We start from the raw sequence: 21933 nt of genomic DNA, 5'->3' as shown, positions 1-21933 counted from the left end.
CATATTCGTGGTGTGTAATTCAGTCAACGAAGCCATACACGTACCCGTGGTGTTATATGCTGATTTGTGACCGGGACACATATGCCGCGCGGGCACTCGCACGACTCATTTTACCGGAAGATGTCAAAGGCAGACTGCCGGGGCGGACCAGTTCTATGTGAGGCGTTATGCCAATGCTGGAATTGACCGCCACGGCAATCTGCCTTTTCACTGCTTCGCAGTTATCTCGCTGAGCGCTCCTGTATTCGACCAGGATGACGATGGCCTCGGAACTATTGCTATCGACAGCAAAAGCTGCCACGCGCGTATTCTGCAACTCTGGAACTGAATTGACCGTCTGTTCAATGTCTTGCGGCCAGATGTTGCGGCCATTGATTGCTATCATGTCCTTGAAGCGACCGGTGACAACCAGCTCACCGTCTTTCATGAACCCCGCATCGCCTGTATCCAAGAAGTCGGTATCCGCAATCCGCTTCGTTGACTGAAGCGACCCGTCGCAATAGCCGGACATCAGGCTGGGGCCGCGAATGCATATATGGCCAATCTGGCCTTCGGGCAGGGGAGTTCCGTCGGAAGCACAGATTTTAATCTCATGACTGCGCAGCGGTCTGCCGCAAACGGCCAATAAGCGTGTATCCGGTTCGTCTCGTTCAGTGGATATTACTAGATTTTCCTCCAGTCCTTTGCGATTAACCATCTCCTCACGAAGACCGTGGCGAAAACTGACCAGAAGCGTGGACTCCGCAAGTCCATAACTTGGCGTAAACGATGTCTCGTGAAATCCGAACTGTGCCGTGGCTTCGGCAAAATCATTGAGCTGACGAAGATCGATCATATCCCCTCCGACTCCTGAAACCCGAAGAGAAGAAATATCAAGATCGCTGTCTGACTGCTTGAGCCGCTGTGCGGCAAGCCTGTAACCGAAGACCGGTGCGTAGGTGATCGTAGATTGGTTTTGGGACATCAACTGTAGCCATAGCACGGGACGTCTGGCAAATGTCGAGGGTGTCATGTAGTCCACGGTCGTTTGAGAAAACAACGGCGCTATCGAAAAGCCAACCAGCCCCATATCGTGGTAGAATGGCAGCCACGAGAAGGCGCGATCTTCGGCGGTGATCTCAATGCACTCACGCAATATTCCCCTGACATTATGGCACACCGCTTCTTGTGAGATGCGAATACCTTTTGGTTCTGCCGTTGAACCTGATGAAAACTGGATATAAGCCGGTTCATCAGGTCGAAGCGGATCCAGTGATACCTCACCTTGAATGGCATCCAATTGACTGTAACTGACGGCTTGTACGCCCGCCTTCTGCACGAGATCGGGTGATAGCTCTTTTAGTGTATCGGGCAGACAAACGAGCTTAGCATTTCCCGCTCGCACAAATGCGCAAAGCCTCTCGACATAGCTTGTCTTGCCACCAGGATAGACTTCGAAAGGCATGGGGCAGGCGATAAGTCCCGCATATTGGCATCCATAGAACAGATATAGAAATTCTGCACCAGTCTCCCCAACAATCGCGACTACATCCCCTCTATTCAAACCGTACGAACGAAGCTTCGCGCCCGTAACGATAGCCCGCTCTCTTAGATCGCGATAAGGTACTGTTACCGTGAGATCGCCGCGTTGATCATAAAAGCAAACACCCGTCTCGCCGTTCGCTGCATAATCCAGTGCCTGCGCGATGGAGGAGAACTCAGCAACACGCTGCAATAATTGGCTGTTTTGAGTTGGGATAGCCGTTATATCCACGTTTTGATGACCCGTTTTTCTATTGTTCCAATTCAAATGAGATGAGGCCTTGTTCAGGTCGAACATTCGAGCATTTGTGCCGGTATTGAGATGTCATGGGCATGTATCTTTGCATCGAGGTCTGTGAATGACCTATCTACTGCAACCTTTGCTATGGCAAGCGCGATGATGATCATGTCGCGGGCCACCTTGTCGAGCCGCGGCAGTATCTCAATCTCCTTGCCGCCCGCTGTCTTCACAACAATCAGTCCGGCTTCTTCAGCCGCTCGAAACAGCTTTTGGATATGCGCGCGGGAAACGCCAAGCGACCGTGACAGCTTTGAAAAAGGCAGGTTGACGACCCGGTAAGGGCAACATGAGAAAAGCTGCGATGCCTGCAGGAGTTTCATCAGAACTTCATAGCCGCCATCGCGCTTGATGAACAAACGCGCTGTCGTGTTGCGTTGGCGGAAAACCATGCATTCGAAATATATATCTGTCGCATGCCGCGAGATGCTCGCCATGGCATGTTGGATTTCAGAGTATTGGACACCAAACAGTATGGTAAGCGAAGAAGAGTAGAGGGTTGCGCTCGCCGTAAGACATCGGAAAAACCGTGCTGTTGGGACCAAAGGGTTCTGACGACGATCATGCGGTGATTGCTCCACCGTCAGATAACCCGACCGGACTGCCATATCGATGATCGCCGAAACCCGGTTTTGTGTTGCAATCGCGTGTTCGCGTGCAAATGCCTGAAGCTGAGCTTTTGTGAAGTAGCGGCTCGCAACCGGATCAGTGCACAGTTCAGTGATTTTGAGCGCAAGCAGATATTTGATATCTTCGGATGCGAGTTTCGATATGTTGTGACCACGCATGGAGAAATTTAGATAATTTTCGACGTAGTTCTCCAACGCTTCGTCAAGTTTCGGGTGTCCCCGCATCTGACTGATTTCACGGTACAAGATTCTGGAATACATGGGCATACTCCTCTCTCGTTTAAGGATGCATTCATTCTCCTTCTCCCGTTTTGAAATGCCATTTCTATATGTCTGTTCGGGAGCTTATGTCTTTTTGTTGATCCACTTCTGAAAGCCGTTTTCTCAAAGCGCTGTCTATGTTTTTGTGGCTGTCGCTACCAAGGACAAGCCGTAGCGGCGGGTTCTCTTGCTGGCCGAGATCAAGAATAGCTTCTGCCACTTTCCTGGGGTCTCCGATCGTAGGGAATCGTCCCATGGCGAGCAGTTTGAAATAGGCGCCTACGGCGCTGTTTCGATAGTCTCCGCTCTGAGGCTCCACAATGATAGCGCTGTTGTCGAATTCCGTCTGGATCCGACCAGGCTCAATGAGTGTCACCGCAATGCCAAGGCTTTTCACCTCCATCGAAAGTGCTTCAAAGAACCCTTCCAATCCCCATTTGCTGGCGTGGTAGATACTAGCGGCAGGGTAGGCCATTTGACCACCTTCGCTGGACAGTTGTAGAAAACGACCCGTCTTCCGTTCTCTAAAATGCGGCAGAATTGCTTTTGCCAGGAAAATTGGTGCGACGAGATTCACGTTGATCTGCTTCCTGATGGAATGTTCGCCCAGCTCTTCAGCGGCACCAACAAGAGCATAACCTGCTGCACTCAAAACAGTGTCAATCCGACCGATAGAACTGATTGCTGATTGGACGCATTCTGCGACCTTAGATATCTCAGAAAGATCAAGCTGAAGGAGCGCAAGCGATTTTGGATATTTCTGGTGTAGCGCACTGATTTTCTGAGGATTACGGACAATTGCCGCCACTTTGGCACCGTGTTGCAGCAGCAGCTTTGTAACCTCTAACCCGATGCCGCTACTCGCACCAGTGATCAGCCATCTCTGCCCATCGAATATCTTTCCCTCCACCATCAATTCAACCCCACAACACGTACTGGCTGTCCGCCTTCACGTAGCATCTGCGATTTCCAGAAATAGCTTGGGGGCTTGTTGGAAGTGAGTTCAAAGCGAGCGCAGTTCAGAAATACGCTGAGGAAGGTCACCAGCTCCAACAACGCAAATTGTTTTCCGCCGCAAATACGAGGTCCGATGCTGAAAGCCATGGTTTCACCCGTGGCTTTCTGGGTAGCAATGTCGTCCATATCCAGGGCCCAAGGGTCCGCTCGAAAGCGTCGGTCCAGTTGAATGCCAATGAACGACACGATAATGTTCTGTCCGGCACTCACCTGCGTCGTTCCCAGATCATCGGCATCAATGGCATAGCGTGCAACGATGGGGGTCGGCGGATAAAGCCGCAAGGCTTCAGAAATGAACCGCGACAATGGCTTGAATGTCGAGAGAGTTCGCCAATCTCTATGATTACCGTGCCAGAAAGCGCGCGCCGATGCGCGAAGCTCCTCCTGAATTTCGGGATATAAGGCAAGCATATAACATGCCCAACCCATAGTCGCAGCGGATGTTTCTGCTCCAGCTGCCATAAACGTCATCAACTCATGTTCAAGCACTACGCGGTCCGTGTCGCGTCGATCAGCTTCAAGTAAGTCATCCAAAAGGGATGTATGAGGCATGTCAGACGACCGAAAATAACCGAGCTGCCGCAATATCTCGCGGCGCAGATCTGGCAAAAGCGCCAATCTGTCTCGATAGAGCGCGTTCGTCATGCCTTCTGGTACAAAGGAATAGTCAGAACCAATGGCCATAAGTTCTGCCAGAACCGACAAGTCGATGCCTGTCTCATGAAGCTTGATGCCGAAGAAATTATCGATGAGGACGCTCGCAGTCATCCGTCGCAAGATGCTATCTTCAATGCAAGGTTCATTGTGACTGTATACCACCATCTCCTGAATTGCTTTTTCCGCATAGCCGGTTGAAAGCCTGAAGGTGTTTGCACGGTCGAAGCGGTTGAAATAGCTCTGTGTCAGTTGACGACGGATTTCCCAAGCATGTCCATCTTCCGAAAAACGCGAAGCGCCTAGTGTCTGGCGAAACCACGCCATGTTCTTACGATAGTTACCGGTATTGAACCTCAGAATATGGTCGGCATCCTCTAACCGTTGAATGATCAAGACACTGACGCCGTTGAAGTCGGTAGTTATATTCTCCCCGTTCCGCTCACGAGCAAGCTCATAGAGATAGCCGCATATGTGAGAGGACAGGCTCATGCTTTTTCTTTGCGCAGCAACTCGGCCAGATCAGCCACAGACTGCATCTCCAGCAGAGCGATGGGATCAACTTGGTGACCGATGTGCTTCTCGATTTCGAGAACAATCAGCTCGAAAGTCAGACTATCGAGTTCGCCGAGCGAGCCGATATCTGCACTAACGGGAATTGTCTCGGCGGGTATGAACAAGCATCCAGCCAGAATGTTCTTGGCTTCAACGACGAAGTCATCTTCATGCGATAGCTGCTGCGTTTGACCAGTCATACTGTCGATGTCCCATTCGTTTTCCGAGGAATGAAGGCGCGTGTCGATGGTGCGCTTTTGAAAGAAGCAAAGACCAGAAGGTCGAGGCGCTCGCCATTCGGTGCCAGACATTCCTGTTTCAAATGACCTTCGAGTACAAAACGCGAGTTGTTTTTGAAATTGAACAGCATTGCGTAGTTGCGCGCCAGAATGCGCGCGGTGAATTTTTCAATGTCTCGTTCGGCATAAAAATGGTCGAGAGTATCGTCAATCGTAGCCCATAATGTCTGCTTGCCACGTTGTTTTTGATCCCCGATGCCGGTGGTCAAACTACCGATCTTGTGGTTACGATTAACGTCTATGGTGTAAAAACCCACCAGACTATCGTTGCTGCGGTCGAATATACCAAGAATATAATTGTGAAAATTATCGAACCTAACGATAAAGTGTCTGAAGCTCGCCAGCGTGAAATTAAGTTCATTAAGGTTCAGTCCGCGCAGCATGTCTGTGCGGTTGAACCATGAAACGAGATTTTCGTTAACATCCGAATCTCGAAGACTACGAACATAATAATCTTCGCTCTCGATATAGACCTCCGGATGGGTCGAATTGGGACTATGAAATACCTCATCTTCCTTTGGTAGCGGGATGACAATTGCTTTTGGAGGAATGGTGATCGTAACCATGCTCAGCTTCCCGTTGCTCTGGCAGGTGCTTCAGCGTGATGGCGATAGTTCAACCAATGCCGTTGAGTGACAAGCACTAGGCTGGCCAGATCCAGCCAACCTTTTAAAAACCAGTCGTGGACCGTGTCCTTCGGTAAAGCTCTGTAGGCTGGCTCATTAATCATATAAAGTCGATGTTGTTTGAGACCAGCCGGTTCCATCTCGTTGAACTCCAGTAGGCTCGGGGTCAAAACACCAGCAGCCTTCAAGGCAAGGGCAAAAGCGGCTGCTCGCCTGCGGCCGTCAAAAAGCTGCGCTGCAAATGAAGCGATCTGATGCAGTGTTTCGGTCGGCGCGCCAGCGTCATTGAAGAGTGCAGCGGCCGAATGATTTTCAGTCAAGGGAGTAAGTTGGGCGCTCTTCTGGTCGAAGATGAGCACACCGGCATCCTGATCGGGCAACTTCTCCAGCATAAACGGATAGAGCTGCATGACACCGGGCAGGTAAGGCTGCATATTTGTCGGGTTGGGGGCGTAAACAGCACCACCACTCCCGACCTGACCTGTTATGGCGACCGGAAAAACCGCATCATCATTGAAAAACAAGATCGGATAATGTTTGGCAATATTCGGGAATTCAAACGAGGCAATTGGTGCGAACAGAGGCAGTTCGATTGGTTCAGTTTGCTGCCTTTGCACATAGCCAAGAGAACGGTGCGTTTCCGCGCACAGAACAACCGGCAATTCCAAAACTATTGAATGACTAGATCCCATATAGCGCCTATCCCCCAATTTTTCGATTCGAAAAGATCGCCAAGTCTAGTTTCCGCACACAGACTCAGCTGCCCGTGATGCTTATCCTCCGCCAAATTCATATCAATGAACATAATTAGCGTAAGCTAATACATAGAAACTGGAAATGCACTCGATTTTTATCAGAAATCATTGACCGAGATCATTTCAATTCAGGGAAAAACGCTTATCCTTTGCCTAAATATGCTGATCCGCGTTGCCAGGAGGGGACCTTGCCTGAACCGCTGACAAGACGCATACCGCAAAATACTGTTGTCGATTTGCTGAAATGCTCGCGTCGCTATTTTCTAGCGTCAGCGGCGTTAGCGGTCATTTGTATTGCAGCCCCTTCAATCGGCCAAGCAAATGAATGGACTGGCGCGGTCGATAGTGATTTCTACAATCCGGATAACTGGGACGACAACAACGGACCACAGGGTTCTAGCTCAGCAGTGAATAATGGCAATGCCGTTGGAACGATCGATCTCGGTTCTCCGGCGGGTTATGACTCCAATCTGGTCGGTGGTATTGGAACGGTTGGTGGGCAGAGCGGTTCTGTGACTATCAATGTCATTCCAAATTCCGAATCCCAGACGAATAGTGTTTCTCTCAATACCGGTAGTGATCTGGTGGTTGGTAACAATGGCGGGCAAGGCACACTATCTATATCACTTGAAGGGCCTATTTCTACGCCATTAAGCGCTAACACGATCAGTATTGGCAAGGGAACAGGTAGCGTCGGAGAAGTCAATCTCATCGGTACAGGCAAGGATACGGGGGTTCCTCCAGAAGGGCCATTATGGCTCGACACATCCTGTCAGGGTTGTGCACCAGTGTTTTTTGGCTACTCATTCTATGGGGGGCTGTATATCGGTGTTGATGGCGGCACAGGGACGTTAAATCTCGATGGTGCTGCGTTCGCTACGAATAATCGTGGTGAATTCATCGTTGGGGATGGTGCTGGAAGCAACGGGGCATTGAATGTCCTCGCAGGTGGCAAGTTAGGCGATCCCGGCGTCACCTATAACAGTAGTAATATCAACACCTTGACCAAGGGCAAGGCTACTGTAGGGTTTGACGGAGGTACTGGCGCAATCACGTTGGATGGCTCGGCAGCTGCAACGCGCAATGATGTGCCCATGGCGTTTTTCGGGCAAGGCCTTGTTATTGGCAATGGTCAAAATAGCGTTGGTAGCGTCAACATCCTTTCTGGCGGCAAGGTTCACAGTTATACCGACTATCAGATAGGCGTCAGCTACCAGAATTACGTTGACAGATCCGCTCTCGACACAAATGTAGGCATCAATGGAGGAACAGGCTACATTACAGTGTCAGGTACGAACTCGGTATGGTACCAGTCTGGCATATTACAAGACTATCTTTCACCCTGGAGTAATTCGACTACATCGACAGATATAGGTGCACTGCGAGTGGGGCAAAGCGGAGCCGGTGAGTTGACTATTGCCGACAACGGCGAGGTTCGTATCGGCACGGCGACTTTCCTCGCGGAGACGGATGACAGCAGCGGGGTTTACAAGCAGATCTATAGTCTGGTTGACCATGTATCAAACGGTACATTGATATTGGGCGGCGAGACGACGGGAAATGGTACATTAAGTATTGGTGGTGCTGTGGGAGGAGCTGCGGTCGCCCCTGGTCGTTTGATGGCGCAGACGGTAGAATTTGGTGACGGAACTGGATTGATCCGTTTCAACCATACCGCTGATAATTACATCTTTGATCAGTTCGATGCGCAGTACCTCGATGGTCCATCGAGGCCGTCGACGCTCGCAATAGTCGGCGATGGAACTATTGAAGCGGCGGCTGGTCGTACCATTTTGAACGAAAACCAGCTGAGCTTCACCGGCACCTTGCTTCCGAGCACGGGTATCTTGCAGATAAATGGCGACATATCGACAGCAACAGCCAATATTCTGGCCGGCGGCACGCTGGAAGGCACCGGCATTGTTGGATCGGCTGTCAATGCAGGCACTGTTGCTCCGGGACAGACACCGGGGGGCAGTCAGGGGCTGGCAAGTTCAATCGGTACTTTGACCATCGCTGGTAATTATACAGGACAGGGCGGAATTCTTTCGCTCGATACCGTACTCGGCAATGACAGTTCGCTGACCGATAAACTAGTCATCATTGGCAATACATCGGGAAACACGACTGTTAAAGTCAAAAACATTAATGGAAATGGTGACGATACAATCGAAGGGATTCAAATCGTTACGGTTGGCGGCACATCAGACCCAAATGCATTTTCTCTTGCAGGCGATTATGTATTTAATGGCCAACAGGCCGTTGTGGGTGGCGCCTATGCTTATCGTCTCTATCAAGGCAGTACCTCTCAGCCGGGTGATGGCAACTGGTATTTGCGGTCGAACCGCATTCCGACAGACCCGGTCGATCCAGACATTCCAGTTGACCCGGATGAACCCGATCAACCTATCTATCAGCCGGGCGTCAGCCTCTATGAAGCCTACCCGCAGTTTCTGCTCGGCTTGAACAGTCTGCCGACACTGCAACAGCGCACCGGCAACCGCTATTGGAGCAATGCGGGCAATGTGATGCTGGCTGAAGGTGCTGATCCTGTTGGGTCACCTTATGCTCCGGCGGCGGAAGCTGGCAATCTGATTGAAGGCAGAGGCGTTTGGGGACGCATCGAAGGATCACATAGCAAGATCGATCCTAAATTCTCCACATCTGGAGAAAACTACGACTACAACATATTTAAGCTGCAGGCCGGACTGGACGGTATGCTGGTGGAAAACGACGCTGGAAAGCTGATCGGCGGCATTACGGTCCACTATACGCACGGCAAGGCTAAGACCTATTCAATCTTCGGTGACGATGAAGTATCAACGGACGGCTACGGCTTTGGCGGCACACTGACCTGGTATGGCGATAACGGCTTTTATGTCGACGGTCAGGCACAGCTAACCTGGTATGATAGCGATCTGAGCGCCAATAATAGCCAGTTTACGGCGGGCTTGAACGGGCTCAATCTGGCTGACGGCAATAATGGCTTCGGCTTTGCGATCTCGGGCGAAACCGGCCAACGCGTTACACTCAATCAAAACTGGTCGATCACACCGCAGGCGCAATTGACCTATTCGAAGGTTGACTTCGACAGCTTCAACGATGTCTTCGGAGCGCGTATCAGTCTTGATCGCGGCGAAAGCCTGCAAGGCCGCCTTGGCGTCGCCATCGAGCATCAAAACTCTTGGTACAATGCCAGTGGCTTGATCGATAGAGCGCAGGTCTATGGCATCGCGAACCTCTACTATGAGTTCCTCGAAGGAACGAAAGTGGATGTTTCGGGAACCACATTTGCCAATGAGAACGAGCGGCTGTGGGGCGGCATCGGGCTTGGTGGCAGCTACAACTGGAACAGCGACAAATACTCGATCTATGGCGAGGGTGCTATCAATACCAGTCTTGCTGACTTCGGCGACAGCTACTCCTATAAAGGGACGCTGGGCTTTAGAGTGAAGTGGTGACGATCTGGAAATGCTGCAAACACCCTGCACAGTCAATTTAGAAATGTCTTTCCGTCGCAGTTAAAGTACCCGCCAATGATCGTTCACGCTTCAATCGTGGGGAGTTCTCCGATGTCATGTGGCATCAGGATATTTATCGCGCGGATTCTTGACTGGTAATCTGGTAACGTCACCGAGCGTTTGAGTTTCATATCGGGTTGGCATTTTATATTCTGGAGACATCAGTCAAAAAATAAACTTGGACTCGTTATTCGTTGACGATCAGAATCGGACACAGTTTCAGTGCTTTTTTATCTGAGATAGTGAATATGAGGCCGTCCGCTATAGGGAGAAGGTTCCACACGCGCGTCAATCGAGAAAACTTGCTTGAGAATATTCTCGTTGATTACTTCTTCGGGTGTACCTGAAGCGACAATCTTTCCAGAAAGCATGATAATCAATTCATCGCAGAACATGGCCGCATGATTGAGATCGTGCAAAGCAATGATGCTCGTGAGCGATAGTCCGGAAACCAGCTTCAACAAGCTCATCTGGTGCTGAACATCCAAATGATTGGTCGGCTCATCAAGGATGAGCTCCTTTGGCGTTTGCGCTAAGGCTCTTGCTATATGTGCACGTTGCTTCTCACCACCTGACAGGCTCTGCCACGGGTCATTTTTCTTGGCCGTCATCCCAGTGCGTTCAATGGCGTCCTGTACAGCTCTCTCGTCCGCTCCCGTCCAGCCGGAGAACAATGATCGGTGCGGAAAACGCCCAAGTCTTACAACGTCCATCACCTTGAGATTGGCGTTGGTCGTCGCGTGTTGTTCAACAAAAGCAACACGCTGCGCAAGACTGCGCCGGGCAACCGAATTGATATCCTTTTCATCAAGCAGGACGCGTCCGGAATAGGGGCGTTTCAATCCGGCGATCAGGCGCAGCAACGATGTTTTTCCAGAACCGTTTGGTCCTAACAGCCCCAGCATCTTTCCAGGCTTTGCGTCGAAAGACACGCCATCGATTATCGTTTTCTTGCCAATTTTCCAGACAAGATTTTCGGCTCTGATCGTCATGATGGGCGCTGAAACCGGTATAGAATGATCGAGAAGAAAGGCACGCCGACAAGTGCTGTCACCACACCGATGGGCAGGACCTGTTGCGGTATCAACGCGCGTGAGGCGATATCGGCCAAGACCATGAAGATTGCACCGACGATGGCGCAGGCGGGCAACAACCTTATGTGTAGCGGACCGACAATGAAGCGTGCAGCATGAGGGACAACGAGCCCGACGAAGCCTATCGAACCGACCATGCTGACAATGGTGGCTGTCATCATTGCTGTGAGCGCAAATAGCACAATGCGCGCACGGCCGACATTCACGCCAAGCGAGGAGGCAGCCTCATCGCCGAAAGCAAATGCATCCAGAACATGGGCATAGAGAAGGCAAGCGATAAGACCGAGGGTGATGACGACGGATACCAGCGTGAATTCTGGCCAGCGAACGCCACCGAAACTCCCAAGCAGCCAGAACATCACGTCGCGAGCCTGCTGCGCATTGCCGGATGTGGTGACGATGTAGGAGGTTGCGGCGTTGAAAAGCTGCGATGCGGCGACACCCGCCAGAATGGTACGGTCGGCACCGCCCCTTGTTCCATTGGAGAGGAGCGCAACAAAGAAGAAGGCCGCAAACGCGCCAACGAATGCGCCTGCCGACAATGAAACTGCGCCAGCACCGATGCCGAGAATGACGACCATGACAGCGCCGGTTGATGCGCCAGCCGAAATACCCAGAACGTAAGGCTCGGCAAGCGGATTGCGCAAAAGCGACTGCATAATTGCGCCGGAAAGAGCGAGGCCTGCACCGCAAAATGCTGCCACCAATGCGCGGCTCAGACGGTAATCCCAGATCACCGTCTCATGAATGCGATTAAGTTCGACAGAACTCCATCCCAGGCGATTGGTTATCGCTGCAAAGGTTGTCGATAAGGGGATCGGCAAGTCGCCAATACCGACGCTGATACCCACCACGAATCCGATTGCGACAAGCGACGCCAGCAGCATTATGCTGAAAGCGCCCCAATGCCTTAAAGACTGGCCGGAAACAGTCACTTGAGAATACCGAGTGCTTTCAACTGTTCCGCGACCTGCTCTGCACCGTAAATCGTACGGATGGTCGGGTTCATGGCTTGACCATCCATGACGGCAATGGCCTTGTTCTTGACCGCTGGCATCTGGCTGACCGCAGGGTCTGTATTAAGAAACTGAATCTTGGCTTCAGGCTTGTCGAGCTCCCAACGATTACGGTCGAGATTTGCAACAACAATCACATCAGGGTTCGCGGCGATAATGCTTTCCCAACCAAGGGTTGGCCATTCAGCTTCCGCCTTGATGGCATTCTCGCCGCCCAGAACATCAGCGATGAAGCTCGAGGCGCCATTTCCGCCGCCCAAATAGGCGTCTGCGGATGGCGACGGGCTGGAGAACCAGAATAGGTAAGAAAGTTTCTTGCCGCTTGCAGGAACGCTTGCGCGCAAAGCCGTCTCGCGCGCCTTGAAATCAGCGATTAGTGCCTGGCCGCGATCTGAAACATCGAAAATCTGCGAAAGCTCGTCGATCTCCTTATAGAGAAGATCCATGTTCCACAGCTTGTCGCGGCTGCCATATTCATCCTTGACTTGCTCTGTGCTCAGGCATGTGCTCGGTGAAAGATAGGTTGGGACGCCAACCTTGTCGAAATCGTCGCGCTTTGCGACCTTGCTATTTGGCCCGATGAGGCTTGGAAGAGCTGCCGCTACGAAATCCGGATTTTCGGCAAGGATCGATTCAAAAGTCGGGAATTCAACGGTTAGAAGCTTCACTTTGGAATTGGCAGGCTCAAGTTGCGGTAGAACCTTGCTTGGCCAGAACGCCGTTCCCGCCATTTTTTCCTCAAGGCCCAGAAGCAGCATTATTTCGGCGCTGTTTTGCCCAAGGCCGATAGCGCGTTCTGGCGCTTTTGCAAATGTAACTTTTGTTCCGCAGTTGTCGAGCGTCAATGGATATTGCGTGGCCGCTTCCGCCGGGTTGTTCTGGAGAGCGAACAGGACGACAAGGCTCGTAGCGGCCAGAAGTGTTTTCATTGCGGTCACTGATAATATCCTGAATTGCGGGTCGCGGTTTGTCGTTAGCCGTGTGAAACCGGCTTCTCTATAAGCTGAATGTTGTTTTTAAAACAAGAGTTAAATAGTCTTATTTTAAGCGCGCCGTTGTCGCGATCGCCAGCTGTTCGGCTTTCGTTGGAACCCAATGCTCTGTGAAGATTGAGAATTTCAACTGTGATGTCCTTGCTATATGCGAGCAATTCTGCGGACGCGGGTTTCTACGCTCATGCCGGGCAGGTGAGCGGCAAACTCGCGAGTTGGCTCAAAGCGCGAAGACCGCGCTGATTTTGTATTTATGGCCTAAGAAAAACCATGATTTAAGCGAGAACATCTGAAAATAATAACGATGCAAACGGTTAGTAGGGACACTCTGTTTGCATTTTTCAGATCGAAGACGGTCAATGAAAAAGCAGCTTACTGTTGTGGGCAACGGCCCACTGTCCCGCAATCTATCGAATGATATCGACAGTTCCGATTATGTGCTGCGATTCAATGTGCCCCATTCCTTGGACGGTATGACTGGCTCCAGAACTGATCTTCTTATGTTGGCGACATCTGCCAAACAAATGCAAGATTGGTTGCATGATCCGACGTTCCTGAATTCCATTTTCATGCGCAATACGTCTGAAATTCTCTTTGCCGTTCATCCGAGCATCATCAGGCGTTTTCATCATCAACCAAACTTCCTATCGCGTCTCAAAGGACGACGGGCGGACTGGACGCTTCCGGCTTTCGAAATCTTGAGTGCGACGGGCAAACCCATACGAATACTTCCGCCTCAAGCCTATTTTGACGTCTGTGCTGAACTGGGGATCGCGGAGGCGCAGATGAAGCAGCAATTTCCGAGCACGGGCTTTTTTGGCGTCTGGCACATGCTGCGAACTTTTCCATCAAGTGATTGGGATATTCGGATCTGCGGTTTCAGTTGGGAGGGCTGGAAACACCACAGCTGGCCCGCCGAACTGCACTGGATTGAAGACAGGATCAACGTGGGACAGATCCGGCTTTTATCGTGAAGCTGATTTTGCTTCGGGCAGTGCATATGCCCTTTCTCCGTATTGGAAATTGTTCATTATCAGTGAGTTCGATATGTTCTTCAGGCTTTTTGACAAGTTCCGGGCGTGGAGCCGCGCACATCGTTCGATGGCGATAGCGTTTCCAACATTGGCGGAGCTCGCGGCAAGCAAGCGGACCAGCAATGGTCCGACGGGAACGATTGTTGCATTTTACACGACCAATAGTTTTTACGAACACGAGAAAGACCGCCTTCTCGCAAGCGCTCGATGTCTTGGGCTCAAGATCATCTCCGTTGCCGTTGAAAATACGGGAAGCTGGGTGCGCAATGCGGGGCTGAAGCCCAGTGTGCTGGTGCAACAGCGCAAGATGGTGAGAGGTCCATTGCTCTATGTCGATGCGGATGGGGTGTTGCATCGCGATCCTTGGCCAGCATTGTTGTCCATCCAGAGCGACATAGCCGCGTACTATGAAAAAAGCGGCCATCTTCTGAGCGGAACCGTGCTCATTAATGACACCCCATCTGCCTTGGCTCTTCTGGAAGCGTGGCAAAAGGGATGTACGGACGAACCGGATCTCTGGGATCAGCTGGTGCTGGAGCACATCGTAACGCAGGATTCCGCTGAAGCGTCGCCGCATTATTCGATAACCCGGCTTCCCGTGTCCTTTTGCTGGATATTCGATAACCTCGATAACGAGCCGGTTGAACACATCTATATTGAACATCTTCAGGCTAGTCGCGAGGCGAAGAAACGTCGACGTTTCCTAGGTCGCACTGGAAAGCGGCTGCAACGCCGACGGGACCGGATCGTGGAGATCGAGCGCATTTTGTTGAACCAGGCCGATACAGATCATAGTATCGACCCGTTGATGAGGGATGACTGAATGTCGGTGCCTATTCTTCTATATCACCAGATCGCACCGCTACCACAAAAGGACATGCCGTTTCTTGGCTTGTTGGTTCATCCGGCTCGATTTCGCAGTCAGATGAAATGGTTGAAAAGAGCGGGTTATCGCGGGCTGTCCCTTCGTGACGCCTTACCTTACATCAAAGGTGAAAAAGCAGGCAAAGTGGTGGCGATTACTTTCGACGATGGCTTTCTCAATGTGCTGGAAAATGCCGCACCGATACTAGCCGAATATGGTTTCACAGCGACCAACTATCTCGTCGCCAATCAGGTTGGTGGAAGCAACGTCTGGGATCAGCCGCTTGGAGTTCCGAAGACACCTTTGATGTCCGCCGCACAATTGCGGGAATGGGCAGCTCTTGGACATGAGGTGGGCGCGCATACGCTTGATCATGTCCACCTGACCGAAACGCCGGACAATGAGGCGAGAAGGCAGATTTCCCTATCAAAGACGGTTCTGGAGAATATGCTCGGTGAAGAAGTCTCCAGTTTCTGTTTCCCCTATGGGGAAAACAATCCCATTCATCGCGAAATGGCCGAAGAAGCCGGGTTCAAAACGGCCACAACCACTGTTCGAGGACGAGCAGGCTCGGCGAACAATTTGTTTGAACTGCCTCGGATCAGTATCCGCAGGCGAGATATATGGCCAAAGTTCCTCATGCGTGTATTTACTTAGTTAAGTGCCGGTACAAGTAACCGGGCAAGCAGAGAGAGACAGTTTTTTCTAAACTCTATCAGAGCGGCGTTGCTACCGGCACTCGGGACGCCGACAATAAGAAGAGGAAATGGCGTGCAACTGTATGATCTTGATGCGTCGGCGACCCACGCCATCAATAGTCTTGCTGGAACAAGCCCTCTCGCGGATTTGACGATGATCCGGGTGTCGGCCATCGGCGTGCCGCTGCTGGTGGCGACGGTGGCCGTGCAATGGTGGCGCAGGTCGGACCGGCCGCACAATAGGCATGTTCTCGTTGCGACCGGTCTTTCCTTCCTGCTCGGTCTGGCGATCAATCAACTCATTCTATTGGTGGTTTATCGGACAAGGCCCTATGACGGTGGCATTTCGCATTTGCTGATCAGCCCCAGCGCCGATCCGTCCTTCCCCTCCGACCATGCGACCGCAACCTTCGCTATCGCCGCTGCATTTCTGCTCCATGGAATGCGGCGAATGGGGCTGTTGTTCCTCGCCACCGCATCCCTGGTCGCGTTTTCCCGCGTCTATATCGGAACCCATTATATGGGTGATGTCGTCGGCGGAGCCGCGACTGGTATCCTTGCCGCCATTCTAATTCACACGCTTTACCGGGAAGGGACGCGCTTCGATCGGTTCGTCACTTCGATCCTGTAGGTGCGGATAACATGATGGCATCGTCATTCACGGCACGGCCACGATCCTGGGGACTAGGCGGTGGGCTGTATCAAAAATACGAAAACCGTGTGTACCCTAATGGACGGAAATCGCTTATTCTGATTTTTGACTTAGTCTGGAGCAAGGTGGTCAGTGTGATTTTGAAGCGCTTTCCGCTATTTGTTAGTGGCTCGGCAATGGGCGCCGTCATCGATTATGTCGTGACACTAACTGCAAGCGATTTCTTGCATCTACAGCCTGCCGCAGCGTTGGCGCTTGCAATGATCTTCAGCGGATCTGTAGTGTTTCTCTTCCACGTCCGCGTCACATTCAAGTACTCGACCGAAAAACTCCTTTATCGATATATTCTGTTTATGGGCTGGACCGGCTTGATCTTTTTGTTGCGGGCCGTGCTGCTGCAAGTATTTCTGCAACTGGGCTTGCGACTGGCCATAGCACTCGTCATAGCGATTGGACTTGTGTCTATCGTAAACTTTGCCATCTCCTCTATTGTCATTTTTGCAAAGACTCCGTCATGAGCGCAAAAAGCCTCTGCATTATAATTCCTGTTTACAATGAAGCGGCAGGTTTGCCGGATCTGCTTGACCGGTTGGATTCGATTGCCGAAAGCATTGCTGCCGAGTTTGCGCTCGCCGTTGAATTTGTCTTTATCGATGATGGAAGCAGCGACGACAGCTTTGCCCTGTTGAAAACCCACGATTTTGGGCCACGCATCGTTCGCCTGCTGCGTTTCTCGCGCAATTTTGGCAAGGAAGCTGCACTCTCGGCCGGAATCGATGTGGCTCTCGAAGCGGATGCTGCAGTTTTGATGGATGCAGACCTCCAGCACCCTCCCGAAATGATCTCTGAATTTGTCCGTATCTGGCAAACTGATTGCGTGGACAGTGTCTATGCCTATAAGGTTGATCGCCGTAATTCGGAAGGACCAATAAAGGCTGCGCTGTCGCAGATATTCTTCTGGGTTATTAATCGCGACCAACGATATCAGATACGGCCCGGTGCCGGCGATTTTCGGCTGATCACTAAGCCATTTATGAGTGCACTGCGCAGTTTGCCGGAAAATGACCGCTTCATGAAAGGTCTGTATGGATGGGTGGGCTTTCGCCAGGTCGGAATTCCGCTTGATCCGCCGCCACGACTCCGGGGCGCGAGCAAATATACTTCGCTCCGTCTGTTGCTAATGTCGCTTGGCGCGATAACAAGTTTCTCGACCACGCCACTACGTTTGATGGCAATGGCTGGCACGGTTATCGCCACGATCAATCTTGTATACGGTATCTATATCGTCATTCAGCACTTTTTGTTCCCAACTGTTCCGGTTGGCGTCACCTCTGTCCTGGTATTGATTGCTTTTTTTGGCGGCATTCAGCTGATGTTTCTAGGGCTGATTGGGGAGTATATCGGTAAATCCGTTCTGGAGGCTAAAAGACGTCCAATTTACATTTTGGCTGAAGACATTCGCTACAAGGAACGGGAAGATGCGGATCGCGGATGACTTTGGGCTGGGACGTGGTCATGACCGGGTCATCCTGTCGCTGCTCGAAATCGGCCGGCTTGACGGGACATCAGTTATGATCGGCAATGCTATGAAGCCTGAAGATATTGCTCGTTTGCGGAGATTGCGCACTGGCGGTGCAAAGGTTGGGTTACACCTGAACCTCACAGAAGTGGTTCCCGGAGGCGACCCTGTCTGGCGATTGTCCCAATTGCTCAAGCCGATATTCGACGCACAATTCTTACGGGAGATCAGAACGTCCCTGACCCGGCAGGTAGAAGCGTTTGTTGTACTTTTCGGAAGCCTCCCCGATTATTATGACGGCCATCAGCACTGTCATTGTTTTCCGGCGATCGCACCGTTGGTGACGCGTCTGCCCTATGGGGACAAAACATGGGTACGCGTGCCATTGCCTGCCACCTGTGCGGGTCGATGGCTTAATTTTCGTGCAGGCGGAGCCAAGGTCCTGATCATTATGGCGCTAGCGGCGAGAGCACGCACCATATTCGCCAAGGCAAAACTGCAAACAAACCGCGATTTCTCGGGCTTTCTTCGCCTAAACGATCCTTCCAGTGTTCGGCGGTGGCTCCCGCGCCTCTTGGCTGAGATGCGGCCTGACTGCCTGATGATGCTCCATCCCGGTGAAGACGCTGACCCGATCCAATGCGCCGGACATGCACCAGTCAGCCGCGTGATAGAGGCCCAGATTCTCAGTGAAGGTCAAACAAAATGACAAAGAGCCGGTTTATCCTGTTGGGCCTTGTTTTACTGCTTTTTGTAAGGCTTCTCGCGATGGTTTGGTTTCCCCTGACAGACCCGACCGAAGCGCGTTATGCTGAAATCGCCCGCAAGATGGTTGAAACGGGCAACTGGATCACACCCCAATTCGATTACGGCGTACCTTTCTGGGCCAAGCCGCCACTGCATACATGGTTATCGGCGGCGGGGATTGCCGTGTTTGGTGCCACTCCCTTTGCTGCAAGGCTGGGGATTTTGCTTGCAACCTTTGCAACATTGATAATCTTATGGCGGTGGGCCTTAACACTTACTGACCGCCGCACAGCGGCGGTTGCTGTCTTGGTTGCCGCCAGTTCAGGCCTGTTTTTTGTCTCTGCTGCATTTGTCCAGACCGACATGGTGCTGACGCTTGGCGTAACCGCCAGCATGGCGGGTTTTTATAACGGATTAGCAGGAAGCCGCCGCTGGGCCTGGCTTTTCTTTCTGGGCCTCGCTATCGGCCTCCTGGCCAAAGGGCCTGTTGCTGTGGTTCTGTCCATCACCCCGATTGCCGTCTGGATGCTATGGCGCGGCAATTGGAAGGATTTTGCGCGTCTACCGTGGATCGGCGGTATTGTATTGTGCGTCGTACTGGTCATTCCCTGGTACATTGCAGCAGAAATAGCGACACCCGGCTTTTTACATTATTTCCTGATAGGCGAGCACATCCAGCGCTTCCTTCAACCCGGCTGGACAGGCGATCTCTACGGTGCAGGCCGCGAACATGCCAGAGGATCGATCTGGTTGTTCTGGATTGTGGCCACATTGCCGTGGAGTCCGTTGTTGCCCATTCTCGTATGGCGGCTGAGAAAGAACGGCGTACCGAATGATCACAGCCTCCAACTCTACCTACTCCTTTTTGCACTGACGCCGTTGGTCTTTTTTACGCTCGCCGCCAATATTCTGCTAGCCTATGTGTTGCCAGGCGTGCCTGCAGCAGCTCTGCTTGCCGTGATCTTGTGGACGCGAACAGGCTCCACCGGAGCTGGCTGGCTCAAACTCGGGGTAGTCGAAGTCCTGGTGATCTTCACCTGCCTGATCGCCGCCTCGTTTATTGGCCTGGACCGTTCGTTCTTGCCGACCGAGGCGCGCCTGATAGCAGACTACCCGGGTTCGGGCCGTCTGGCCATTCTGGGTGCGCGAAGCTTTTCAGCCGAATTCTATACACAAGGCAAAATAACACGGCTGGAAACACCGAAAGAACTGGCAGCTTGGCTCAAACCGGGCGATGGGGTTCTGGTCGCAAAAGGTGACTATGACGCCTTTGCCAGTCAATTCGGCAATATGATCAAACCGACATCCGAAGACCGAAGATATCTGCTGTTCATCCCTATACCAGCTTCAGCTATTGCTGAGTAATCACGAGGATCATAGCGACTTCAGTGACAATTGAAACATTGTAGTCGCTCTAATTTTTATCGTTACCAGAATCCTATACGGAAGGCGCTTTAGATCTGGTGATCTAACTGCGACTTCAAACCGTATGACCATGTCTGTCATGGCTGGGGCCAAACATGGTGAAGCTGGTTGGAGAAATTTTGCCGTCGGGCTCACAGTGGGTTCAACGGCCCAGTTCATTCAGCACTGATATCAGCTTTCGCCTTCTACAGCCGTCAATTTCTGGCTGGAGTTGCTACTTATCAATTCGTCATCGTTGATTTCCGCGAATTCGTCCCCGTCGTGTCGTAGGCTCATAAATATGACAATCACGACAATTGCGGCGAGAAATATTACGCTGGTAATGATTACGCCGAGACCCAGCCCACCATATTGAACAGGCTGAGACATGAAGTCGCCTAATGAGGCACCGAGAGGTCTGGTGAGAATGTAGACCAGCCAGAAGCCGAGTATCGGGTCCAGGCTGAGGAAGAAATAGCCGATGCTGAGCGAGAGGATGATCATCCCGAAAAGGACACCGGTCGCCAGATAGCCCAGTGCGAATTTTTCGGCCACAAGGTCGCCCGCCGCCGTGCCGAGCGCAAAGGTGAAGAGGATGGCCAGCCAGTAAAATGCTTCGCGCCGCCCGGTGTAAATGGAGTGGATCGAAAGCGTTCCTTCGGCTCTGAACCACAGGAAGAACGTCAGGGCCAGGGCACCAGAGAACGCGATCGTCGTATTCAACAATGGCACATGGAAATTGTCGACCAGGTTATCTGTAATCAACGTGCCGACGATACTGATCAGCACCACGGACAGCCAGTAGGCGGCGGGAACATATTTTTTCTGGGAGAACTGCCAGATAAGGGCAAACGCCAGTACTGCCGACATGATCAGCGACGTAGCCGTTAGCCCTAAACCCATCTGCACATTAAGATAATCAGCCGCCGTCTCTCCCATGGTGACGGCCATCAGTTTTATGAGCCAGAAGTCGGTCGTAACGCGAGGAACGCGATTGTAGACAGCGGCATTGGTAGCCAGTGCAGACATTGTGAATCTCCTTGAATGGTCGTCGAAGGAAGGCGGTTTGAGGAGCGATGGTGTTTGTCGTCAGCCTATTGAGCAGGCTGAGCCGGATTGTTGAGGACCATCATCAAGGCTGCGAGAGTCATGTTGACCTTGTCCACCGACGGGTTCGATTGACGAAGAGCCTTCAGTGCCGCATCGGAAGCAGCGTCGATGTTGTTCCAGTCGTTCTGGTTCAGTGGACGTATCGCGGTCTCGGCCTGGTCCCACGCCGTCTCATAATCGGAGATGCGCTTGGCCGCGCCAGTGAGATCTCCCCTGGAAGCGAGGGTCTGGACGTCAGCAATGATGGTCTTGAACGATGATAGGTCGCCTAGGCCCGATGTTTTCGCTGGCGCCGTACTCGCATAGAGCTCGAAACCTGTGAAAGCCGCTACCGGAGCAGCAATGAGCGCGATGGCAAGAAAAATCTGTCTCATCAATGGTTCTCCGTGAATTTTGGGCCGCCTGAAAGGCAGAAGTTCCAGGTCAACCTGCATTGGTTGACACATGCGTAAAGTTACAGTTCGAAACCTGTTGCGATCATTGGGTTCGGCTGGAACATAATGACTAAGCCAGTTCAATTAGCTGAGAATTAGAACAGACGTCGGCGTGGTTCGGACGCTGTCAACGTTCGGCAATTGTGCACGAAAGTATTATTAATGCTCCCGTGGGGGATTGAAGACGGTACATCGCTCGAGCAAAATTCAGCAGATCTTAGATTAATCGCCG

Annotated in this window: 21 protein-coding genes; 9 read left to right on the top strand and 12 right to left on the bottom strand. The window is 51.9% G+C overall.

Features of this window, described 5'->3' with window-relative positions; genetic code table 11:
* Positions 1-52: 52 nt before the first annotated feature.
* Genes QBD01_RS07215 through QBD01_RS07185 form a run of 7 tightly spaced genes read right to left on the bottom strand, consistent with a single transcriptional unit; the run spans position 53 to position 6552 of the window.
* On the bottom strand, positions 53-1819 hold the full coding sequence (locus QBD01_RS07215) for a fatty acyl-AMP ligase (protein WP_280992229.1): 1767 nt from the start codon (positions 1817-1819) through the stop codon (positions 53-55).
* The gene (locus QBD01_RS07210; protein WP_280992228.1) at positions 1807-2715 is read right to left on the bottom strand and encodes a hypothetical protein; all 909 of its coding nucleotides are present in this window, start codon (positions 2713-2715) and stop codon (positions 1807-1809) included. Before QBD01_RS07210 ends, QBD01_RS07215 begins: the two co-directional genes overlap by 13 nt.
* Before the next feature lie 58 nt (positions 2716-2773).
* On the bottom strand, positions 2774-3622 hold the full coding sequence (locus QBD01_RS07205) for an SDR family oxidoreductase (protein ID WP_280992227.1): 849 nt from the start codon (positions 3620-3622) through the stop codon (positions 2774-2776).
* On the bottom strand, positions 3622-4872 hold the full coding sequence (locus QBD01_RS07200; protein ID WP_280992226.1) for a cytochrome P450: 1251 nt from the start codon (positions 4870-4872) through the stop codon (positions 3622-3624). Before QBD01_RS07200 ends, QBD01_RS07205 begins: the two co-directional genes overlap by 1 nt.
* Positions 4869-5135, bottom strand: coding sequence for an acyl carrier protein (locus QBD01_RS07195; RefSeq protein ID WP_280992225.1), 267 nt, complete (start codon positions 5133-5135; stop codon positions 4869-4871). Before QBD01_RS07195 ends, QBD01_RS07200 begins: the two co-directional genes overlap by 4 nt.
* A complete protein-coding gene (locus tag QBD01_RS07190; protein ID WP_280992224.1) occupies positions 5132-5800 on the bottom strand; it encodes a GNAT family protein in 669 nt (222 codons plus the stop codon). Before QBD01_RS07190 ends, QBD01_RS07195 begins: the two co-directional genes overlap by 4 nt.
* 2 nt (positions 5801-5802) lie before the next feature.
* Positions 5803-6552, bottom strand: coding sequence for a SapC family protein (locus QBD01_RS07185; RefSeq protein ID WP_280992223.1), 750 nt, complete (start codon positions 6550-6552; stop codon positions 5803-5805).
* Between the two features lie 251 nt (positions 6553-6803).
* Here QBD01_RS07185 and QBD01_RS07180 point away from each other — a divergent pair, with 251 nt between their 5' ends.
* Positions 6804-10076: an autotransporter outer membrane beta-barrel domain-containing protein gene (locus QBD01_RS07180; protein ID WP_280992222.1), complete on the top strand. Its 3273-nt coding sequence runs from the start codon at positions 6804-6806 to the stop codon at positions 10074-10076.
* A gap of 290 nt (positions 10077-10366) precedes the next feature.
* Here QBD01_RS07180 and QBD01_RS07175 read toward each other — a convergent pair whose 3' ends face one another.
* From QBD01_RS07175 to QBD01_RS07165, 3 genes are read right to left on the bottom strand one after another with little or no spacing between them, the layout of a single operon-like run.
* Positions 10367-11128, bottom strand: coding sequence for an ABC transporter ATP-binding protein (locus QBD01_RS07175; RefSeq protein ID WP_280992221.1), 762 nt, complete (start codon positions 11126-11128; stop codon positions 10367-10369).
* Positions 11125-12117, bottom strand: a complete 993-nt coding sequence (locus QBD01_RS07170) for a FecCD family ABC transporter permease (RefSeq protein WP_392391328.1) — start codon at positions 12115-12117, stop codon at positions 11125-11127. Before QBD01_RS07170 ends, QBD01_RS07175 begins: the two co-directional genes overlap by 4 nt.
* A gap of 44 nt (positions 12118-12161) precedes the next feature.
* Positions 12162-13184 (bottom strand): ABC transporter substrate-binding protein, encoded by a 1023-nt coding sequence (locus QBD01_RS07165; protein WP_280992219.1) that lies wholly within the window; start codon positions 13182-13184, stop codon positions 12162-12164.
* Positions 13185-13597: 413 nt separating this feature from the next.
* Between QBD01_RS07165 and QBD01_RS07160 the strand changes: the two genes are divergently transcribed.
* The 8 genes from QBD01_RS07160 (at position 13598) to QBD01_RS07125 (ending at position 20118) form a co-directional block, all read left to right on the top strand.
* Entirely contained in the window at positions 13598-14212 is a 615-nt protein-coding gene (locus tag QBD01_RS07160; protein ID WP_280992218.1) for a glycosyltransferase family 29 protein, read from the top strand.
* On the top strand, positions 14169-15095 hold the full coding sequence (locus QBD01_RS07155; protein WP_280992217.1) for a putative nucleotide-diphospho-sugar transferase: 927 nt from the start codon (positions 14169-14171) through the stop codon (positions 15093-15095). The genes QBD01_RS07160 and QBD01_RS07155 overlap by 44 nt, the downstream gene beginning before the upstream one ends.
* Positions 15096-15794 (top strand): polysaccharide deacetylase family protein, encoded by a 699-nt coding sequence (locus QBD01_RS07150; RefSeq protein WP_280992216.1) that lies wholly within the window; start codon positions 15096-15098, stop codon positions 15792-15794.
* A gap of 120 nt (positions 15795-15914) precedes the next feature.
* Complete coding sequence (locus QBD01_RS07145) at positions 15915-16466, top strand: phosphatase PAP2 family protein (protein WP_280992506.1); 552 nt, start codon at positions 15915-15917, stop codon at positions 16464-16466.
* Between the two features lie 158 nt (positions 16467-16624).
* Positions 16625-17005 carry a GtrA family protein gene (locus tag QBD01_RS07140; RefSeq protein WP_392391348.1) on the top strand — a complete coding sequence of 127 codons (381 nt, stop codon included), beginning with the start codon at positions 16625-16627 and terminating at the stop codon, positions 17003-17005.
* Positions 17002-17982: a glycosyltransferase family 2 protein gene (locus QBD01_RS07135; protein ID WP_280992215.1), complete on the top strand. Its 981-nt coding sequence runs from the start codon at positions 17002-17004 to the stop codon at positions 17980-17982. The genes QBD01_RS07140 and QBD01_RS07135 overlap by 4 nt, the downstream gene beginning before the upstream one ends.
* The gene (locus QBD01_RS07130) at positions 17966-18715 is read left to right on the top strand and encodes a ChbG/HpnK family deacetylase (RefSeq protein ID WP_280992214.1); all 750 of its coding nucleotides are present in this window, start codon (positions 17966-17968) and stop codon (positions 18713-18715) included. Before QBD01_RS07135 ends, QBD01_RS07130 begins: the two co-directional genes overlap by 17 nt.
* Positions 18712-20118, top strand: a complete 1407-nt coding sequence (locus QBD01_RS07125) for a glycosyltransferase family 39 protein (protein WP_280992213.1) — start codon at positions 18712-18714, stop codon at positions 20116-20118. Before QBD01_RS07130 ends, QBD01_RS07125 begins: the two co-directional genes overlap by 4 nt.
* A 231-nt stretch (positions 20119-20349) precedes the next feature.
* Here QBD01_RS07125 and QBD01_RS07120 read toward each other — a convergent pair whose 3' ends face one another.
* Both QBD01_RS07120 and QBD01_RS07115 read right to left on the bottom strand, forming a co-directional pair.
* Positions 20350-21186 carry a hypothetical protein gene (locus QBD01_RS07120; protein WP_280992212.1) on the bottom strand — a complete coding sequence of 279 codons (837 nt, stop codon included), beginning with the start codon at positions 21184-21186 and terminating at the stop codon, positions 20350-20352.
* A 65-nt stretch (positions 21187-21251) separates the two neighbouring features.
* Entirely contained in the window at positions 21252-21641 is a 390-nt protein-coding gene (locus QBD01_RS07115) for a hypothetical protein (RefSeq protein WP_280992211.1), read from the bottom strand.
* Positions 21642-21933: the final 292 nt, after the last annotated feature.

This window comes from Ochrobactrum sp. 19YEA23 (assembly GCF_029909865.1).
GTDB classification, from domain to species: Bacteria; Pseudomonadota; Alphaproteobacteria; order Rhizobiales; family Rhizobiaceae; genus Brucella; species Brucella gambitense.
The sequence above is the reverse complement of the archived record's forward strand: the minus strand, read 5'-3'. Positions and strand labels throughout refer to the sequence as shown.

Excerpts from the sequence above, each read along its gene's own strand:
- QBD01_RS07215 (WP_280992229.1), bottom strand. The coding sequence starts at position 1,819 with ATGTTCGACCTGAACAAGGCCTCATCTCATTTGAATTGGAACAATAGA.
- QBD01_RS07210 (WP_280992228.1), bottom strand. The coding sequence starts at position 2,715 with ATGCCCATGTATTCCAGAATCTTGTACCGTGAAATCAGTCAGATGCGG.
- QBD01_RS07205 (WP_280992227.1), bottom strand. The coding sequence starts at position 3,622 with ATGGTGGAGGGAAAGATATTCGATGGGCAGAGATGGCTGATCACTGGT.
- QBD01_RS07200 (WP_280992226.1), bottom strand. The coding sequence starts at position 4,872 with ATGAGCCTGTCCTCTCACATATGCGGCTATCTCTATGAGCTTGCTCGT.
- QBD01_RS07195 (WP_280992225.1), bottom strand. The coding sequence starts at position 5,135 with ATGACTGGTCAAACGCAGCAGCTATCGCATGAAGATGACTTCGTCGTT.
- QBD01_RS07190 (WP_280992224.1), bottom strand. The coding sequence starts at position 5,800 with ATGGTTACGATCACCATTCCTCCAAAAGCAATTGTCATCCCGCTACCA.
- QBD01_RS07185 (WP_280992223.1), bottom strand. The coding sequence starts at position 6,552 with ATGGGATCTAGTCATTCAATAGTTTTGGAATTGCCGGTTGTTCTGTGC.
- QBD01_RS07175 (WP_280992221.1), bottom strand. The coding sequence starts at position 11,128 with ATGACGATCAGAGCCGAAAATCTTGTCTGGAAAATTGGCAAGAAAACG.
- QBD01_RS07170 (WP_392391328.1), bottom strand. The coding sequence starts at position 12,117 with ATGCTGCTGGCGTCGCTTGTCGCAATCGGATTCGTGGTGGGTATCAGC.
- QBD01_RS07160 (WP_280992218.1), top strand. The coding sequence starts at position 13,598 with ATGAAAAAGCAGCTTACTGTTGTGGGCAACGGCCCACTGTCCCGCAAT.
- QBD01_RS07150 (WP_280992216.1), top strand. The coding sequence starts at position 15,096 with ATGTCGGTGCCTATTCTTCTATATCACCAGATCGCACCGCTACCACAA.
- QBD01_RS07135 (WP_280992215.1), top strand. The coding sequence starts at position 17,002 with ATGAGCGCAAAAAGCCTCTGCATTATAATTCCTGTTTACAATGAAGCG.
- QBD01_RS07130 (WP_280992214.1), top strand. The coding sequence starts at position 17,966 with ATGCGGATCGCGGATGACTTTGGGCTGGGACGTGGTCATGACCGGGTC.
- QBD01_RS07125 (WP_280992213.1), top strand. The coding sequence starts at position 18,712 with ATGACAAAGAGCCGGTTTATCCTGTTGGGCCTTGTTTTACTGCTTTTT.
- QBD01_RS07120 (WP_280992212.1), bottom strand. The coding sequence starts at position 21,186 with ATGTCTGCACTGGCTACCAATGCCGCTGTCTACAATCGCGTTCCTCGC.
- QBD01_RS07115 (WP_280992211.1), bottom strand. The coding sequence starts at position 21,641 with ATGAGACAGATTTTTCTTGCCATCGCGCTCATTGCTGCTCCGGTAGCG.